Annotated in this window: 16 protein-coding genes and 1 pseudogene; 12 read left to right on the top strand and 5 right to left on the bottom strand. The window is 68.3% G+C overall.

The features are described 5' to 3' along the window. Positions 1-98: 98 nt before the first annotated feature. Positions 99-296 (bottom strand): hypothetical protein, encoded by a 198-nt coding sequence (locus E0H50_RS01610; RefSeq protein ID WP_131283966.1) that lies wholly within the window; start codon positions 294-296, stop codon positions 99-101. Between the two features lie 518 nt (positions 297-814). Between E0H50_RS01610 and E0H50_RS01605 the strand changes: the two genes are divergently transcribed. Further along, complete coding sequence (locus E0H50_RS01605) at positions 815-1,438, top strand: RNA polymerase sigma factor (protein WP_202867967.1); 624 nt, start codon at positions 815-817, stop codon at positions 1,436-1,438. Further along, entirely contained in the window at positions 1,438-2,457 is a 1,020-nt protein-coding gene (locus E0H50_RS01600; RefSeq protein WP_131283964.1) for a CU044_5270 family protein, read from the top strand. Before E0H50_RS01605 ends, E0H50_RS01600 begins: the two co-directional genes overlap by 1 nt. A 7-nt stretch (positions 2,458-2,464) precedes the next feature. Here the strand turns inward: E0H50_RS01600 and E0H50_RS01595 are convergent, their stop codons facing one another. Further along, complete coding sequence (locus E0H50_RS01595; RefSeq protein WP_131283961.1) at positions 2,465-3,085, bottom strand: peptidase inhibitor family I36 protein; 621 nt, start codon at positions 3,083-3,085, stop codon at positions 2,465-2,467. 219 nt (positions 3,086-3,304) lie between these two features. On the opposite strand from E0H50_RS01595, the pseudogene E0H50_RS43650 reads away from it, so the two are divergent. The 8 genes and pseudogenes from E0H50_RS43650 to E0H50_RS01560 all read left to right on the top strand — a co-directional run. Continuing rightward, positions 3,305-3,482 (top strand): annotated as a pseudogene (locus tag E0H50_RS43650) (ISL3 family transposase); the annotation flags it as partial. A gap of 228 nt (positions 3,483-3,710) precedes the next feature. Continuing rightward, positions 3,711-4,988: an MFS transporter gene (locus E0H50_RS01590; RefSeq protein ID WP_131283959.1), complete on the top strand. Its 1,278-nt coding sequence runs from the start codon at positions 3,711-3,713 to the stop codon at positions 4,986-4,988. A gap of 1 nt (position 4,989) precedes the next feature. After that, positions 4,990-6,141, top strand: a complete 1,152-nt coding sequence (locus E0H50_RS01585) for an anhydro-N-acetylmuramic acid kinase (protein ID WP_131283957.1) — start codon at positions 4,990-4,992, stop codon at positions 6,139-6,141. Positions 6,142-6,157: 16 nt separating this feature from the next. Continuing rightward, positions 6,158-6,676 (top strand): AAA family ATPase, encoded by a 519-nt coding sequence (locus E0H50_RS01580; protein ID WP_238150705.1) that lies wholly within the window; start codon positions 6,158-6,160, stop codon positions 6,674-6,676. Positions 6,677-6,710: 34 nt separating this feature from the next. Next, the gene (locus E0H50_RS01575; protein ID WP_131283955.1) at positions 6,711-7,733 is read left to right on the top strand and encodes a DNA polymerase III subunit beta family protein; all 1,023 of its coding nucleotides are present in this window, start codon (positions 6,711-6,713) and stop codon (positions 7,731-7,733) included. Next, positions 7,730-8,932, top strand: coding sequence for an MFS transporter (locus tag E0H50_RS01570; RefSeq protein ID WP_131283953.1), 1,203 nt, complete (start codon positions 7,730-7,732; stop codon positions 8,930-8,932). Before E0H50_RS01575 ends, E0H50_RS01570 begins: the two co-directional genes overlap by 4 nt. An 86-nt stretch (positions 8,933-9,018) precedes the next feature. Continuing rightward, positions 9,019-9,618, top strand: coding sequence for a DJ-1/PfpI family protein (locus tag E0H50_RS01565; protein ID WP_202867966.1), 600 nt, complete (start codon positions 9,019-9,021; stop codon positions 9,616-9,618). Beyond that, positions 9,615-10,091 (top strand): MarR family winged helix-turn-helix transcriptional regulator, encoded by a 477-nt coding sequence (locus tag E0H50_RS01560; RefSeq protein ID WP_131283949.1) that lies wholly within the window; start codon positions 9,615-9,617, stop codon positions 10,089-10,091. The genes E0H50_RS01565 and E0H50_RS01560 overlap by 4 nt, the downstream gene beginning before the upstream one ends. Here E0H50_RS01560 and E0H50_RS01555 read toward each other — a convergent pair. Beyond that, a complete protein-coding gene (locus E0H50_RS01555) occupies positions 10,069-12,570 on the bottom strand; it encodes a polysaccharide lyase family 8 super-sandwich domain-containing protein (RefSeq protein ID WP_131283947.1) in 2,502 nt (833 codons plus the stop codon). The genes E0H50_RS01560 and E0H50_RS01555 overlap by 23 nt on opposite strands. Positions 12,571-12,706: 136 nt before the next feature. Further along, positions 12,707-14,713 (bottom strand): DUF8094 domain-containing protein, encoded by a 2,007-nt coding sequence (locus E0H50_RS01550; protein ID WP_131283945.1) that lies wholly within the window; start codon positions 14,711-14,713, stop codon positions 12,707-12,709. Positions 14,714-14,900: 187 nt separating this feature from the next. Here E0H50_RS01550 and E0H50_RS01545 point away from each other — a divergent pair, with 187 nt between their 5' ends. Both E0H50_RS01545 and E0H50_RS01540 read left to right on the top strand, forming a co-directional pair. After that, positions 14,901-15,581 (top strand): TetR/AcrR family transcriptional regulator, encoded by a 681-nt coding sequence (locus tag E0H50_RS01545; protein ID WP_165546971.1) that lies wholly within the window; start codon positions 14,901-14,903, stop codon positions 15,579-15,581. Then, positions 15,490-16,245, top strand: coding sequence for a CPBP family intramembrane glutamic endopeptidase (locus E0H50_RS01540; RefSeq protein ID WP_131283941.1), 756 nt, complete (start codon positions 15,490-15,492; stop codon positions 16,243-16,245). Before E0H50_RS01545 ends, E0H50_RS01540 begins: the two co-directional genes overlap by 92 nt. Here the strand turns inward: E0H50_RS01540 and E0H50_RS01535 are convergent. Beyond that, a complete protein-coding gene (locus E0H50_RS01535) occupies positions 16,180-16,974 on the bottom strand; it encodes an SDR family NAD(P)-dependent oxidoreductase (RefSeq protein ID WP_131283939.1) in 795 nt (264 codons plus the stop codon). The two genes, E0H50_RS01540 and E0H50_RS01535, sit on opposite strands and share 66 nt — an antisense overlap. Between the last annotated feature and the right edge of the window lie 27 nt (positions 16,975-17,001).

Here is a 17,001-nt window from a genome sequence, read left to right as displayed (position 1 = left end):
ACAGGGTCCTTCGCTTCATGAGCTGATCGACTCCTCGTCACAGGTGGGCGGGTCGCTATATCGGTTAAGTACTCGTCGCCGCCTGGCGAACTGGGGAGTCAGCAACTGGAGATAAACCGGTACAGCGACCCGATCATCGAGCCGCGGGAACCCGGTGTCAAGGGGACACTGCAACGGTACGACGTGGGTTCGGTGCCGTCCTGCACCTGGACGCCGGCGGGCGATCCGGTGCGTTTGACTGAACCGTCGTCGGCGTACGTGCGCTCCGCCGCCCAGGTGATCGGCTTGCCGGGCATCCGCAGGACCCATCGCCAGCGAGCTGTTCTGGCCGACGTCGAAGCCGGCCTGCTGGGTCGCGCCCGCACCCGGCCAGGGCGGCGACGCCCTCGCGGTGGAGCCGCACGTTCTCGAGGTTACGGAGGTCCGCGTTCTCGACCACGATCGCGCGCGACTGACCGGTGTGTGACCGACCGCCGCAGTCGTGGTTGGCCGACCTGCTGTGCGAGGAGTTCCAGACGGCGAGCACCTCGCGAAGGCACGTCGTATCGTCGGCCAGGTCGCCCCGAGTCGATCCGTTCATCTGAACACGTCCGGATCACCCTCGCCCAGGAGTCGCCGCCACGGTGGCGTCCGGACAGGTGGTCGAGGACAGTCGGCCCGACGACGGCGACCCCGCCAACGATGACCATGGTCAGTGCGACGGCGCCGACGGCGACGAACCGGCTGGCTGACCGCCGCCGATGTCGCCGAACGGAACACAGAGGTCTTGTCAGAGGCAATGGGGGTGCTTCACAGCTGAGGGTGTGGGGTCACCATGGGTCGAACGATCGTGCCGGGTGTAATGAATCGGGTCGTTGAGACATATGAGGGTGTGGAGCAGATGACGGAAGTCGACCGGACGGCGTTCGAGGATCTGTACAGGGATCATTACTGGGCCCTGCTACGGTTCGCCGCTCGCCGCACGCGTGACCCCGAGCGTGCTCGCGACCTCGTCGCAGACACGTTCGCCATCGCTTGGCGGCGGCGTGGCACGCTGCCGACCGCTCGGGCATTGCCTTGGCTCTACAAGATTGCCGCCAACGTACTGGCCAACGAGCGACGCCGAGACCAGCGGACCGCAGAGGCATACAGGACGCTTGGTGGCTACTCCTCGATCGCTTACCAAGCCGACACGGCTGAGCGAGCGGAGTGGTCGCATGCTCTCGAAGAGGTTCTGCGGGTTCTCAACACACTTAGCGTTGACGACCAGCAGGTTCTGATGCTCCACGCATGGGAAGGCTTGACCGGCCGCGACCTTGGCATCGCCCTCGACTGCTCGGCCGCCGCCGCGTCCGTCCGGCTGCATCGCGCGCGCCGCAGGCTAGACGCAGCTATCCATGGCGGCAGGCAAGCAGGCGATCAAACATCGGCCCTCAGAGGTACCAAGGGAGACTACTGATGACCTCGACAGACAAGATTGAAGCGCTCCGTCGGGCCGATCCCGCCGCGGATATGCCCAGTGGCGGGCCACTGGATCGGCGAGCTCGCGAAGATCTCGAGCACATTCTGCATGGCGAACCCGCCCGGATATCTGTCCGCCAACGATGGATCGGCCGGCGTTCGCTCCTTGTCGGTGTTGCAGCGGTAACCGCAGGAGCCGTCGCCATCGTGGTTACCGATCCCTTTGGCGCGACGCAACCTGCTACGGCGGCAACGCCGCCCCTGCTCGACAAGGTCCTGGCCAGCGGGCAACCAGCCAGGGACGCACTGCATCGCCTCGCCGCCGTGGCTCAAACTGACACCGAACTACCCGGCGACGGCTCTGGTCCGCACATTGTGCGAACTGAGTCGTGGTCGCTGTCGACACGAATCAACGGTACGCAGATCCGCTCCGCCGTGGTACCGGAGATCACCGAGCTCACCTGGAATGCGGACCGCTCGGGTCATATCACGACAAGGACAGGTAAGCCATATTTCCCCAATTCTGAATACCGGTCGGCTTGGGAAGGCGGCGGCTCGCCGGGAAAGCAAGGGACGGTCGTCCGGGACGAATCCTGGCAGCCGGGCGGATATTCGCCAATGTTCCCAAACCTGCCTTTGCCCTCGGACGTTGACCGCCTATTCATTGCATTGAAAGCGGCTCATCCGGTTGACCAACTCGGCACCGGAGAACTGATCATCGCGATCAACGACCTGTACAACGAGAGCCAGCCAAGTTCAGCGGTTCGAGCGAGTCTCCTGCGACTGCTCGCTACGCGACCGGACATCATCTATCTCGGACGTATGACTGACCGCGCGGGTCGGCCGGCCGAGTGCTTCGCGATCGACAGCGCCCTGACCGGCCTTCCGCAGCGACAGGTTGTGATGTTCAGCCCGAAGACAGGCAGCCTCCTGGCCAGCGAAGAGATTTTAACCAAGCATGCAGGCAGCCTCGGGATTCGTATTCCGGCTGCAGTCAGTTATCGCGTCTACTACTAGTCTAGGTTTATGTGGTCCACCACGACATACGATCGTTCTTCGTGTCACCGACGTAGGAAACGCGGGCGTTCTCTGGCTCGTCCCACAGCCATCCAGTACCTGTTGTTGCATCGTAAGCATGGATCGTCACGTCACTGTCAGTGTTCACCCAACTTGAGGTCTGGTTGTCGAAACCCCAACTGCTGGCATATCCCGAGCCCGTGGCACCGGTGAACTGAAGTCTCCTCCCACCAAAATTTATGTCTGTGTAAAAGCAGTAGTAATCCTTGACCGTGATACCGGACGGGCAGCCGTACACATCTTGAATGCTGTTCTCCGTGAGCGGTTCCACGCCCATGCGACGGGCGGCGTCGCGCCGCACGTTGCTGCCAAGGCCCTTCGGTGCTACGCGCTCGCCTGGACTGGGCCACACGACGACGGTGCCGGTCGCCTCCCAGACCAGCGCGTTGTCACTGACCTGCACGCCACCGGGTTGCAGCTTCAGTAACCGGCGCATTTCGCCGGCGAGGGGCCCTGTCGGGCCATCGGCGATTGCGCTAGCGGACACCGGTGCGGCCGACCCAGCCAGAACTACCCCAATGGCAGCTACGACTGCGAGCTTTCTACGCATCAAACGTGATTTCGACATTCAGTCCCCTTAGCGAGTGATGGACGGATTCCCGCTACTCCCCCGAGGCGAGTGACTACAGAAGGTATCCGTCAAGGAGTCCCGTCACAATGGGTCTGGATCGGAAAGAAGTTGCAACTTGTTGCAACCGGGAGCGGCTGGACCGGTGACCGCGAGCATTGGATAATCCGGCTCTTCGTAGCTGAGGGTGGGGCGTCGGTCACGGTGCCCTGCCTGACCATGTTCGCCCGGCTGGACGAGCTCGGTCTCGAAGCGGTCCGAGAGCGGCTCGGTCCCGATCGGGCGATGGTGGCGTGCCGGGTCGTGCTGGGCGGATCCGCGGATGGGTGGTGCTGCGGTGTGGCTCGAGGGGATCGCCCGTGACGGCGTGGCGAGTCGATGGCTGACGCATGAGCCGCATGTGAAGCTGTCTCTCCACGAGCCGCGGTGAGCAGTGCCACCGTCTGCGGCAAGCGCGCCGCGTTGCCGCGGTCGAAGTCGTTCCCGCGTCTGGCCGGTTCACCACTCCTTTGTGACGCAAGAAGATCTGACGGTGTCCGGAGGGTTGCACTGCGGGTCGCGGGATTGGGAAAAGATAGACCAAGATGGTCGTGGTGGGTGGGAGAAAGTTACGGAAGAGGTTCGGATGAGTGGCGCTGTCGAGGTCAGGACGCGGCGGTCGTTGGTGGCCGGGACGGTCGGGAACTTCGTCGAGTGGTACGAGTTCGGGGCGTACGGCTTCTTCGCCACCGTGATCGCCGCGAACTTCTTCAGCAGTACGGCGACCAGCGACGCGGAGAGTCTGATCAAGACGTACGCGTCGTTCGCGCTGGCGTTCTTCTTCCGCCCGATCGGGGCCGCGGTGTTCGGCCGGGTCGGCGACCGGATCGGGCGGCGGCCGACGCTGATCCTCGTACTGCTGCTGATGACGCTGTCCACCACGCTGATCGGTCTGCTGCCCACGTACGCGAGCGTCGGCGCGGCGGCCCCGTGGTTGCTGACGCTGGTTCGGGCGCTGCAGGGCCTGTCGGCGGGCGGTGAGTTCGGCGGTGCGGTGTCGATCATGACGGAGTTCGCGCCCCGGACGAAGCGCGGCCTGTACGGCGCCTGGCAGTCGTTCACTGTCGCGCTTGGCCTGCTCGCGGGCGCGGGGTTGGCCGCGACTCTCGCGACCACGTTGAGCAAGGACGCGTTGTCGGACTGGGGCTGGCGGGTGCCGTTCCTGGTGGCGCTGCCGCTCGGTCTGGTCGCGTTGTGGCTGCGACTCAAGCTCGACGAGACGCCGAGCTTCACGCGTGTCCAGGAGCAGCCGCGGCCGGCCGCGGCCGGTGAGGTGGCCAAGGCGATCGCCCTCGGCATCGGGCGGCTGATGGGCTGGTCCGCGGCCGGCTACACGTTCCTCGTGGTGATGCCGTCGTACCTGCAGGCGACGCTGAACGCGACCTTCCAGCAGGCGCTGGTCGCGACCGTGCTCGCGAACACCGGGTTCGCGGTCTCGATTCTTCCTGCCGGGTGGTTGAGCGACCGGATCGGGCGGCGGCCGGTGATGGTGGCCGGCGCGGCGCTGGTCGTCGTACTGGCGTTCCCCTTGATGAACCTGCTGCAGGACAAGGAGTCGGGGAACGCGGCCAAGGGAGTCGCGGTGTTCGTGGCCGGCCTCGTCGTCGGGCTGATGGCGGGACCCGGGCCGGCGATGCTGGCGGAGATGTTCCCGACCCGTGCGCGCTACACCGGGCTCGGGCTGGCGTACTCGCTGTCGAACGCGGTCTTCTCGGGTTCGGCCGGGCTGATTATCACCGAGCTGATCAAGCGCACGAAGAACATCGACATCCCGGCCTGGTACGTGGTGGTCACCTGTGCGGTCAGTGTGATCGCATTGCTCACACTGCGAGGCGACGACCATCGACGGGAGCTGCGGGACTGACATGCGAGTGATCGGGTTGATGTCCGGGACGTCGTACGACGCGATCGACGCCGCGGCCGCGGACCTGCGGCTGGACGGCGATCAGCTGGTGCTGACGCCGTTGGGGATGCTGAGTCAGCCGTACTCGGCGGAGCTGCGGGCTGCCGTCGCGGCCTCGTTGCCGCCGGCGTCGACCTCGGTCGAACAGGTGTGCAAGCTCGACACCGGGATCGGGCAGGCGTTCGCGGCGGTGGCGGGGCAGGCGGTCGAGCAGCTCTGCGGTGGGTACGCGGACCTGATCGTGTCGCACGGGCAGACGGTCTTCCACTGGGTCGACAACGGGTCGGTGCGCGGGACGCTGCAGCTCGGACAGCCCGCCTGGATCGCGGAGGCCACCGGCGTACCGGTGGTGTCGGACCTGCGGGCGCGGGACGTCGCGGCGGGCGGGCAGGGTGCGCCGCTCGTCAGCATCATCGACGTGCTGTGGTTGCGCGGGCGTCCCGGCGTACCGGTGGCGCTGAATCTCGGCGGGATCGCGAACATTACCGTCGTCCAGGACGAACCGGTTGCCTTCGACACCGGTCCGGCGAACGCGCTGATCGACGCCGTCGTGACCGAGCTGACCGGGCGGCCGTTCGATGCGGACGGGGTGATGGCGGCGCGCGGGCAGGTGCACGAGGACCTGCTGGGGCGGTTGCTGGCCGAGCCGTTCTACGCGCGGCCGGCACCGAAGTCGACGGGGAAGGAACTGTTCAACCTCGCGCACCTGGCCCAGGCGATGGAAGGGCTGCCGGTGATCCCGGCGGAGGACCTGGTCGCGACGGTGACCACGCTGACGGCGCGGACCGTCGCCGACGCGGTACGGCGGTACGGCGGCACCGAGGTGGTGGCCTCGGGTGGCGGGATCCGGAACCCGGCGCTGATGCATCTGCTGGCTGACGAGTTGGAGGTTCCGGTCCGGACCACCGACGAGTTGGGGATCCCGTCGGCGGCGAAGGAGGCGTACGCGTTCGCCGTCCTCGGATTCCTCACCGTCCACGGCCTCGGTGGAACAGTCCCGAGCTGCACCGGTGCCGGGCACTCCAGCGTCCTTGGCTCGATCACCCCCGGCCGCAGCGGACTACCGACGATCGCGGGCGAGGCACGACCACCCATGCGCCTCCTGGTGGAGTGACCGCACACTAGTCCCTATGACGAGGCTGTTCGTGGTGACTGGGGCACCTGGTTCGGGGAAGACCACAGTCGTGCCGGAGCTGGTGCGGCTGAGTCCTGGGAACCTGGTCGTGATGGACATGGACGAGCTGCTGGACGACAACGGCCGGCTGCTCGGGCTCGACATCGCGAGTCCGATGGCGGCGCCGATCTGGCCGGCGTACAACGCGCTCTGGCTGCGGATCACCGAGCTGATCCGGCGCTCCGGCATACCGGTCCTGCTGCTGTCCCCGGCGCAGCCGGCCGAGCTGCCCGAGGGCCGCTGGCTGCACCTGGACTGCCCGGACGCCGTACGCCGGAAGCGGCTGGCGCGACGGGGGTGGCCGGAGTCCCAGATCGACGAGGCGCTCGCGGACGCCGCCGAGATCCGCAAGCTCGTACCGCGGTCGGTGCGCGGGGACGTGTCGCCGGAGCGGGTCGCGAGGAGCATCCTGGACTGGATCCGCGGTGAACGGTTCGGCAAGACCCTCAGCCTGTGGGGCCGGTTCCGGAGTTGACCTTCGAGTTGGTGCAGGGATGAAGGTCGGGCCCATGAGGCTGACGATCAGTGAGTTCGCACGGCTGGTGGGACTGGCGCCGAGTGCGCTGCGGTTCTACGACGACTGCGGTCTGCTCCCACCCGCCGAGGTCGACGCGACGAACGGCTACCGGTACTACGACAAGTCGCAACAACCACGCGCCCAGCTCCTCCGCGACCTGCGCGAGCTCGACCTCCCACTCCCCGACGTCCGCCTTGCCCTGGACGCGTCCGCGGCGGGGGTCGCCGACCTGGTTCGCGCCCACCTCCGCACCCTCGAAGCCAAGTCCACCGCGACCCGCGAAGCCGCCACCCGCCTCCTGACCCAACTGCTCTCCCAACAAACGACAGCCGCCCTGGGCGGCCCTGAACTAGCCAGCGCCATCCGCCAGGTGACGCCCACCGCAGCCCCGCCGAGGGAGGACGACATGGGGCTGGTGTTGAGTTGTGTGTTGGTCGAGTTGTCGGCTGATGAGGTGGTGTTTGTCGCGACCGATCGGTATCGGCTGGCGGTGCGGACTGTGCGGCCGGTGGAGTTCGGTGGGGTGGGGACGCGGGTGCTGGTGCGGGCCGACGAGTTGGCTGAGGTGAGCCGGTGGGCTGCGGCGGGGGACGTCGTTCGGGTGGAGGTGAACGGCGGGCTGGTGTTCGCGCGCGGAGACGAGTCGCGGGAACTGCAGGTGGTCGACGCCGAGTATCCGGCGTACCAGCAGATCCTCGACGGGCTGACGCCGCCGGCGTGCCGGGTGGTCGTCGACCGGCTGGGACTGCTGAACGCACTGACCGGCCGCGATGTCGTTGCCTTTGACATCGATCAGCAGAGTCTCCGGATCGACGACGAGGTGCGGCTGGACGCGATCGGGTCCGGGGCGGTGCGGATCGGGTTCACCGCGAGCCTACTGGCGGCCGCACTCGAGGCGAGTGTCGGGCCGGACGTGCTGCTGGAGATCTGCGAACCGGCGCGACCGGTCGTCGTACGGTCGGCTGACCAGGGCACGTTCACCACCCTGGTGATGCCCGTCCGGCTGGACGGGTGAACCGGTCCTACTACGGCTGGCTGGCAGGTTCGACACTCTCGGTTCTCGGCGACACCGCGCTGTTCTTCGCGCTCGGCTGGGCCGCAACGGGCATCGGCCCGCGGGTCGCCGCGCTGGTGCTGACCGGGTTCACCCTGCCGCGCGCCGTGCTCCTCCTGCTCGGCGGCGTACTCGGCGACCGCATCGGTCCACGCCGCCTCCTCCTCGCCTGCACCGCGATCGTCGGCTGCTGCTGCTTCTTGCTGGCCGTCGCCGTCGGACTGCGCGGTGTCTCGGCCGGGCTGCTCCTCACGACGTCCGTCGTCGTCGGCACCGTCGATGCCTTCGCGCTCCCGGCCGCAGGGGTACTCCCGCGGCTGTTCGTCCCCGACGACCAGTTGCCCAGAGCAATGGCATTGCGTACGTCGGCCACGCAGGTCATCACCCTCGCCGGCGGACCGCTCAGCGGCCTGCTCGTCGCGACCGTCGGGCTGGTCGGGGCACTGACCCTCGACGGCCTGACCTTCGCCGTCCAGTTCGCAGTACTGCTGCTCCTCAAACCGCCGTACGACGTCCACCCGCAACGCGACCGTCCGTCGGTCCTGAAGGATGCCGTCGACGGACTCCGGGTGGCTGTCGGTGATCCCGTCCTGCGCATGATCCTCGCCGTCGTCGCACTGGTCGCGGCCTTCGTCCTGCCGGTCACGTCGCTCTGCGTCCCGCTGCTGGCCCGCTCACAAGGCTGGGAAGCCAAACAAGCAGGCTTCGTGGTGGCAGGCAGCGTCGCCGGCGGACTACTCGTCACAGTCCTCGTCGCCCGCTTCGGCACCTTCTCCCGCGCCGACCTCACCGCAGGCGTCGGCTGCCTCGTCGCCGCCCTCGGCATCGCAGCCCTCGCCCTGGCCCCCACGGTCCCGACCGCGATCGCCGCAACCCTCACTCAAGGCGTAGGCATCGGCCTCTTCACCTCACACCTGGCACCCCTCTTCATCCGCAGCACCCCAAAGTCCCACCTGACCCGCCTCCAGTCCCTCCTCTCCCTGGCCCAAACCGTCCCGCTGATCGCCTCCACCAACCTCCTGGCCACCCTCACCATCCACCAGGCCCTAACCCTCACCGCCACCACAACAACCCTCGCCGGCCTCATCCTCCTCAAACTCGCAACCTCGGCCAGTCACCCCGCGGGCGGACCTGCACGCACGCAGAACCCACAGATCTGAGCCCGGAACGCGCCGTTCGGTGGGTCTCTGCCTGCGTGCACAACCACCTATTGACAACATGCTGTCGTGATGACAGCATGTTGTCTATGAGGACAGCATATGTGGCGGTGTACGAGACGTTGGCGGACTGGGAGATCGGGCATCTCACGGTGGAGCTGCGGACTGGGCGGTTTACCGGGGAGCCGTGGCGGGTGGTGACGGTGGGGGAGACGTTGGAGCCGGTGGTGACCATGGGTGGGATGCGGGTTGTGCCGGACGTGACGGTTGCGGACGTCGCGCCTGACGCGGGCGATCTGCTCGTGCTCGCCGGGTCGGGGCAGTGGGACATGGGTGGTGGCGAGGCGTTCGCGAAGCTGGCGGGGCAGTTCCTCGATGCCGGCGTACCGGTTGCGGCGATCTGTGGCGCGACGGCGGGGCTGGCGCGCGCGGGGCTGCTCGACGAGCGGAAGCACACGAGCGCGGCCAAGGAGTACCTGCAGGCGACCGGGTATCAGGGTTCGGAGCGGTACGTCGAGGCGCGCGCGGTCGTCGACCGGGATCTGATCACGGCGGGACCGGACTCGCCGGTGCAGTTCGCGCGGGCTGTGATGGAGCGGCTCGAGCTCGCGGACGAGCGGAAGCGGGAGGCGTACGAGGGCGTGTTCCACCGCGCCGACCCGGCGGCCTACGCCACCCTGGTGGGATGACTGTTCCACCGCGGGAGGAGTGGCCGAAGCCCGGGCCGCAGTCGGAAGGTGGTGCGGTGCTGACGGATGTCGTCCTCTCCACCTTCCGGCTGAACGCGCGGCTGATGGAGGCCGCGCAGGGACTGGCCGCGAACGGCGGACTGACCGCGGCCTGGTGGCAGGTGCTCGGCGGCGTACTCGACGAGCCGCGATCGGTCGCCGACGTCGGCCGGATCATGGGCGTCAGCCGGCAGGGTGTGCAGCGGATCGCGGACCTGCTGGTCGAGCGTGGTCTCGCGGAGTACCGCCCGAATCCGGCGCACCGCCGCGCCAAACTGCTCGCCTGCACCGAGGCCGGTTACTGGGCGATCCGCAAGATCGCGGTCGCCCAGCACCCGTGGACCTCCGAGCTCGCGACGTCCGTCGACCTCGACGATCTCCGGACGACGCTCAGCACCCTGCAGACGCTGATCACCAAGCTGGAAGAAGCGTGATCGCGAGGCTCCGCCCGTAGGTGTGCCGCGTGCTGAACGTCAGCCGCGTCCCGGTGATCGTGCGTGTCACCTGAACCCCCGCGACCGGCGCCGCGGCTTTCAGGTACCGGGCCCGCAGGTTGACCGTGATGCTGTCGCGTTGCGTGGTCGGATCCGACACGGCAACCTGCACGCTGGAAGCCTGACGGCGGATGATCACCGACGCCGGGCCGTCGATGGTCAGCCCAGGAAGATGGTGCGAGCCCGGGGTAAACGTGTTGGCGGCAGTCAGGCGGAGGCCCAGGTGCTGGACGGCTTGGAGCCTAGGAGTGTTGGCGAGCAGGGCGATCCGCCCGTGCTGGTAGGACTTCAGCGCGGATTCTGTTGCGTTGGGCACCAATGCGTAGGCGAGCGAGCGCTGCGAGTCCGCCGGTTGGGCGGCCGTGAGCGCGAACACCTGCTTGGTGACTGCGGTGTCCGGGTTCGACGTACGCACTACCCGCCGGCTTCGGGTGACCGTCTGCAGATCGACCGACAGAGCCGTTGGCTGGAGGAAGTGGTAACCGACTGAGGCTGCGCCGTTGGTGTAGCGGAGCCAGCGCGGGGTGATCGAGCCGGTGCCGGTCCACGGGCTGCCGTCGCGCAGCGCACCGATGATCGTGACGGGATCGGTGGCGCCCGCGATTCGGGTGTCGAGGGTCGTCGTGACCGCGCGGGTCGCGTCGCCGACACCGGCCGCGAGTACGACGATCTCGTCGTCGAGCAGGAACCAGGACTTGGTCGCCGACGCGTTCTTGTAGACCACGAAGTCGTCCGGCAGGGCGTCCCGCGACGCGTACGCGAAATCGTCCGACTGCACCCAGCCGACCGCGCCGTACGCATCGAGCGTCGCGCCGCCGGAGTACGCGTTGGTTCCGACCGGGAAGTAGACGTACGTGTTCTGGGCCTCCGACGACGGGGTGAAGGTCGGCGGGTCGTCGTAGTACGCCGTCCCGTACAGCTCCGGGATCGACTTGCGGGTCTCGACCGGCGCGGTCACGCCGCCCAGCGCGTACGGCGACACCGTGGTGAAGTAGTCGATGCCGAAGGACTGCGTCTGATCCTGGCCCGCGAGGTACAGGTAGTGCGCGCCGTCGCCCTGGAACCACGGCAGCAGGTTCTCGCCGCTCATGTACTCGTACTTGCTGATCCGCGACGAGTTCCGCGCCAGCGCGAACGCGTACGTCGGCCGGCGGTGCACCGTCCGGTCCATCGCGTTGAACGCAGTACTGAGAGCCGCCGGGTTGAGGTCGGCCGGGACGATCGCGGCATCGTTCTTGAGGTCCGCGAAACGCCCGATGCTCACCGGTGAGACAAAGGAGTTCACGTTGATCGTCGGCCGCGCGGTGAACTTCGCGAACGCCTTCAACCGGGCCGCGTCCGCGCCGGCGGCGTAGTCGGCCAGGTCGACGATCGCTTCCACGATCACTGCCACGTCGTCGTACCCGGTGCCGGTGCGGGACACCGCGCGACCCTTGACGATCTCCATCATCCAGCCCTCGAAGATCAGCGGCGCGAACCCGTGCTCGACCCAGCCCTGCACCACGCCGACCAGGTCGTCGCTCTGCGCGTACTCCGTCCCCGCGAGCACCTTGACGGTCTGCACAACCCTGCTCAGCAGGGCTTTTCCGTACGAGCCCGTGTACGCGACCGAGGAGTGCTGGATGAACGAGCCGTCCGCGTAGTACCCGTCCGTGACGCCGTGCTGCAGGTTGTACGGGTCGACGGTCGCGAACACCGTGAACTGGTCCTGCAGCGCCTTCCGGATCCGCGCGTCGTCGTTCAGCAGGGCCCCCTGGAGGACCCGGTTCGAGGTGATGTCGACGAGGTTCGCGCCGGTGTGGAAGCGCGAGTCGAGATCGACATCGCTGTCCTTCCCGTTGCGCAGGTACGCGTCCATCGAGGCGACGTACCGCGTGATCAGGTCGGCCGGGGCGTCGATCAGGGTGAGCGTCTTCGACACGAACGTCGAGATGCCGATCTCCCAGGTGAACCAGTTGCCGTAGTACCCCTTCGACTGGTCGCCGTAGTAGTTGTCGTGCAGCCAGACGAGCTTCTCCGCGATCCGTGTGCGCACCTGCTCGTTGCCCTGCAGGTCCGACGCCGGTCCTGGCCGCCGGTACGCGAGGGCGATCTCGTAGAGGTGCTGGTACGACGCGCTCAGATTCGGATCGCTGGTTCCGAGCGGGAGGCCCGCGAACAGTTCGCCGGTGCCGGCGCGGTCGAGGGCGGCCAGCCAGGTACGGGCGGTGTTGTCGATCGCGGTCACCTTGGCGGCGACCTCGGGGCGCGCGTTCGATTCCGCCGTACCGGCGTAGATCGCGATCACGTTGGCCAGCAGCCGGCTGGGGTCGGCGTTCATCGCGCCCGGGGTGGCGCGCGCGGCCGAAGCCGGGGTGACCGCGGTCAGCAACGCGGTCGCGGGAACAAAGGACAGCAGACGGCGGCGGGTGAGATCCACTGGTACTCCCGGGCGGATGGGAAAACCTAACCAGCGAAGTCAATCAGCCGCCACTATCCTTCAGCAACCGCTTGCCGCTGACTTCTCAACAACCATCCGCCCGTGCCGTCGCCCCGCCGGGCGTACGGCCGCCTCGTCAGGCGCCGCCGGCACCCACCAGTTGAGGGTCGATCGAGAGGACCTGTACGGCGTCGCCGGTCGACTTGGCCGGGATGACCACGGCGACCTGGTGCAGGTAGTCCTGGTGAAGGGTCTGGGTGTACTTGACCATGCTGCTGAACGCGGTGGCCTCGCCGCTGGTCCAGTACGCGTTCGAGCCCGGCTCGACCCGTTGCAGGTACCGCTCGGTGAGCGTCAGGAACACCAGCGCGTCGCCGGACGCCGTGATGAAGGTCAGCGGGGCGCCGGACTGTGCGAAGGTGTCGGTGACGCCGGCGATGTACGGCTGGGCGGTGTCGGAGACCTTCGACTTCGCGCGCAGGTCGAGCATGTTGGTCAGGCTCGGCGTCGGCGTGAACAGCTTCGACTGCGGCGCGTTCTTGCCGCCGGTGAGGTACGCCGCGAGGTCCTTGGCGACTGCCTCGGGCCGGCCCTGCAGCTTGCTCAGGTCGGCTGCGCTCGGAGTGCGGAGTCCGTCGACCGACGGAAGCTCCACGGCCTTCGGCGGGTAGACCGAATGCGTCAGCAGCCACGGGCTGCCGGCGTTCTCCCGCTGCCAGACGCCGAGCTGATGGTTGCCAGGTGCGTCCGAGACGCCGGAGCTGACCACGAACCGCATCGGGTACGACGTGAACTGCGGCGCGCCGATCTCCGGGTCGGTGTAGCTGAACGGCTTCGACACGTCCTTGCCCGCGGCGTCGAGCTTCCGGCCGATCAGGAAGCCCGCCTGCGTCTGCGCGAGGGTCGGGTTGCCCTCGATCGTCGCGGCCAGCTTCCCGTCCCGGGTCTTGTTCGCCTGGTTGTTGAGCTGGTTGTAGCGCTGGACGACAGCCTGCGCGTCGGCGAGTGTGACGGCCGGGCGGGAGTCCGTCGCGGTCATCGTGTTCTTCGGCGGGACGAGGCCGCAGCTCGTCGCGGTCAGCAGCAACGCGCCGCTGGCCAGGAGCGCCGCCGTACGTCGCACGGCCTCGTCACTCTTCTCGAATTCCGGTGACACCGCCAGCGGGACGGTCTCGGCCGCAACAGTTTCGGTCGACTCGTCGGCCGTGCGGGTCTCCTCGACCGGTTCGGCGTACGTCGGCTGCGCGGGCTCGTCGTACCGCTGGGAGGCGCCGGCCCCGAGCAGCACCGGCGACTTCGCCCGCGCGACCGCCGCCGGCGACATGAACATCGGCGCGGCCGGCACCGCCGGACCCGGCCGAAGCTCTTGCTTGGCGGCGAGTGGGGCGAACGGGCTGACCCGGTCGGGGGCGAAGGGCGAGACGCGGTATGCCGGGGCGTCCTCCACCTCTTCGCGCTGGACCGGGGCCGTTGGCACGAGGACCGGGATCCGGGTGTTCGTGATGACCGGGATCTCGGTCGTGTCCGCGATCTCCTGCACCACCGGGCGGCGGCGCAGCACCAGGGCCAGGCCGAGTGCGAGCACCACAACCCCCGCCCCGAGCACCAGCAGGCAGATGCCGAACAGCCGGTGCACCTCGATCCCGAACGAGACCTGCGCGCCGACCGCCGGCGTACCGTCCGCGTTCATCACGACCACGTCGTACAGCCCGTCCTGGATCGGCCAGTTGACGGCCTGCGCACCGGGCGCGGACTGCGCGACCCACCAGTCCAGCTCGCCGGGCGGCGTCAGCTTCTTGGTGTCGCCGCGCAGCTCCTGGGTGCCGAACGTGGCCGGCGGGTCGAACTGGACCAGCCGGGTGTGCGCGGTCCCCGCGAGGTAGTCGCGCACGTCCAGGTCCTGCCCGACGCCGATGAACAGCGGCTTGTCGCCCGACGCGCTCACGCGCAGCGTCGGGCCGTGCCGGTCGAGGAGGGACGGTGCGGTGACGACCGCGAGGCCCGTACTGGCGAGCTCTCGGCGAGGTGTCGTGATCGTGTTGTCCGGGCCGACGAGCCAGAAGGCGGCGACGGCTCCGGCGATGGCGGCGAGCAGGCCTGACAGCGCCAGCAGCAGACCCAGGGTGATGCGGGCGAAACGCATGAAGAGGCTCCCGTTGTCCGACGAGCCCGGCCCACGGACGGGTGCACCGGACGGCGGGCGCCTTGGTCCGGACCCCTCTCCAGGTGTCCGGAAGCTCACCCGCTGTCACTGAATAACTGAGCCAACAAGGATCTGTTACGATTTCGTGTATTAACGAATGGCCGTTCACAAACCAGGAGGCGCTGACATGGCCCGGCCACGGCTGGTGAGCGACGACGTGATCCTGGATGCCACGCGCCAGGTCCTGGCCGAGCTCGGACCGGTGAAACTGACCCTGGCGGCGGTCGGCGCCAGGGTCGGGCTGGCGCCGCCGACGCTGATGCAGCGGTTCGGTTCCAAGCGCGGTCTGCTGCTCGCGTCCGCGGCCCGGTCGCCGCTGATGGTCAAACTCGCGGCCGACGAGGCCGCCGCCCGGAACGTCTCGCCGCTCGCCACGCTGCGGGACTTCGCACTGTCGGCGGTCGCGCACATCAAGCATCGCGAGGAGCTCGGCAACGGGCTCGGTTTCGTCCAGCTCGACGTCGCGGATCCGGAGTTCCGGCAGCACGCGCTGGCGCACTCCGCCGCGATCGTCGACAGCTGCGACACGTTCTACCGGGCCGCGGTGGAGGTCGGTGAGCTCCGCGCGGAGACCGACGTACCGGCGTTGGCTCGGCACACCCTTGTCTGTTTCAACGGCGCGCTCCAGGTCTGGGCGGTGAACGGCTGGGGCTCGCTGTCCGAGTTCCTCACCGAGCAGCTCGACCTGATGATCGCCCCCTATCTCAGGAGTGACGGTGTTTCTGCGCGTTCTGGTCTTCTACCTGGTCACGATGGTCTTCAGCGGGATCCTCAACGCGCTGCAGGCGGCGACCGGGCCGAGTCCTGAGCTGATCCAGCTGGTCCAGTTCGCGCCGGCCCTCGGCGTCGGCGTGATGTTCCTGCTGTTCCGCCGTACCACTCGGGTCGACGCGCGGTTCACGCCGCCGGCCCTGGGGCGGAGTGCGTTGATCGTGGGGATCGTCGTGGCGGCGATGGCCGTCTCGGTGCTCGTCCACGTGATCGCGGGCCGGCCGTGGCGCGCGGACGGGCTGCCGTTCCCGTTCTGGGTGCTGGTGATCACGATGATCGTCGGCGCGGCGGGCGAGGAGCTCGGCTGGCGCGCGTTCTTGCAGCCTTATCTGCAGACCCGCTTCTCGGTACTGCGTTCCTCGCTCGTCGTCGGCGTGCTGTGGGGGTTCTGGCACCTCGGCGGGTTCGAGCACGGGCTCGCGTACATGGGTCTGTTCGTCGTGATGGCGACCGCGCTGTCGGTGGTGATGGGCGCGGTGCTGCGGGGCGCGCGGCGTACCAACCTCGTCGTCGCCACCGCAGCCCACGCCGCGGTCAACCTTTCGCTGATCCTGCTGTTCACCGAGGAGGACGGCAACCTGTTCCCGATGGCCGTCCTCGCGGTGGTCTGGACGATCGCCGCCGTGGCGGTCAGCTCAGTGCAGGTACGACGCGCCGTTGAAGTCGAGGACCGCGCCGCTCGCCCAGTTCGCCTCGGCTGAGGCGAGCCAGTAGATCGCGTTCCCGACCTCGTCGGCGGTGGCGACGCGGCCGAACGGGCTCTGCGCCCGGATCGCGTCGCCGCCGGGACCCGCGAGGAACGTCTCGGTCATGTCGGTCGCGATGAAACCCGGCGCGATTGACGTCACGGTGATGTCATGTGGCGCCAGCGATGCCGCCAACGACTGCCCGAGCGAGTGCAGCCCGGCCTTCGAGGCGCCGTACGCCGGGACGTCGGGCTCGCCCCGGTAGGCGCCGCGGGACCCGACGTTGACGATCGCACCCCGCCGGACACCGTCCGCGGGCTCCTTGTCGAGCATCTGCCGGGCCACGCACCAGGTCACGTGCGCTGCGCCCTCGAGGTTGACGGCGAGGGTACGACGCCACGCCGCGACCCATTCGTCGTACGACGTCTCGGCCAGCGGATGACCGACCCGGCGGGATCCCTCGACGGGCTCGTCGACGTACATCGCGGCGTTGTTGACCAGCACGTCGACGCGACCCAGCACGGAGGCCGATTCCTCAACCAGGGAAGGGATTGCGGCCGGATCGCCGAGGTCGGCGGCAAGCACCGCATGACCGTCGCCGGGCAGTGCGGACCGGATCTCCTCGGCGCGGTCGACGGCACCGCGGCAGTGCAGCACGACACGATCGCCGGCCGCCGCGAACGCCTGCGCGGCGGCCGCGCCGACGCCCCTGGACGCGCCGGTGATCAGTACTCCTCTGGACACTGTTCCTCCTGTCGATGACTGCACCAC

The sequence above is a fragment of the Kribbella sindirgiensis genome, from assembly GCF_004331435.1.
GTDB classification, from domain to species: domain Bacteria; phylum Actinomycetota; class Actinomycetes; order Propionibacteriales; family Kribbellaceae; genus Kribbella; species Kribbella sindirgiensis.
The sequence above is the reverse complement of the archived record's forward strand: the minus strand, read 5'-3'. Positions and strand labels throughout refer to the sequence as shown.

What these genes read in the sequence shown, in the direction of transcription:
- E0H50_RS01595 (WP_131283961.1), bottom strand. Translation starts at nt 3,085, where the DNA reads ATGTCGAAATCACGTTTGATGCGTAGAAAGCTCGCAGTCGTAGCTGCC.
- E0H50_RS01580 (WP_238150705.1), top strand. Translation starts at nt 6,158, where the DNA reads ATGACGAGGCTGTTCGTGGTGACTGGGGCACCTGGTTCGGGGAAGACC.
- E0H50_RS01565 (WP_202867966.1), top strand. Translation starts at nt 9,019, where the DNA reads ATGAGGACAGCATATGTGGCGGTGTACGAGACGTTGGCGGACTGGGAG.
- E0H50_RS01575 (WP_131283955.1), top strand. Translation starts at nt 6,711, where the DNA reads ATGAGGCTGACGATCAGTGAGTTCGCACGGCTGGTGGGACTGGCGCCG.
- E0H50_RS01545 (WP_165546971.1), top strand. Translation starts at nt 14,901, where the DNA reads ATGGCCCGGCCACGGCTGGTGAGCGACGACGTGATCCTGGATGCCACG.
- E0H50_RS01610 (WP_131283966.1), bottom strand. Translation starts at nt 296, where the DNA reads ATGCCCGGCAAGCCGATCACCTGGGCGGCGGAGCGCACGTACGCCGAC.
- E0H50_RS01605 (WP_202867967.1), top strand. Translation starts at nt 815, where the DNA reads ATGGGTCGAACGATCGTGCCGGGTGTAATGAATCGGGTCGTTGAGACA.
- E0H50_RS01585 (WP_131283957.1), top strand. Translation starts at nt 4,990, where the DNA reads ATGCGAGTGATCGGGTTGATGTCCGGGACGTCGTACGACGCGATCGAC.
- E0H50_RS01590 (WP_131283959.1), top strand. Translation starts at nt 3,711, where the DNA reads ATGAGTGGCGCTGTCGAGGTCAGGACGCGGCGGTCGTTGGTGGCCGGG.
- E0H50_RS01560 (WP_131283949.1), top strand. Translation starts at nt 9,615, where the DNA reads ATGACTGTTCCACCGCGGGAGGAGTGGCCGAAGCCCGGGCCGCAGTCG.
- E0H50_RS01550 (WP_131283945.1), bottom strand. Translation starts at nt 14,713, where the DNA reads ATGCGTTTCGCCCGCATCACCCTGGGTCTGCTGCTGGCGCTGTCAGGC.
- E0H50_RS01600 (WP_131283964.1), top strand. Translation starts at nt 1,438, where the DNA reads ATGACCTCGACAGACAAGATTGAAGCGCTCCGTCGGGCCGATCCCGCC.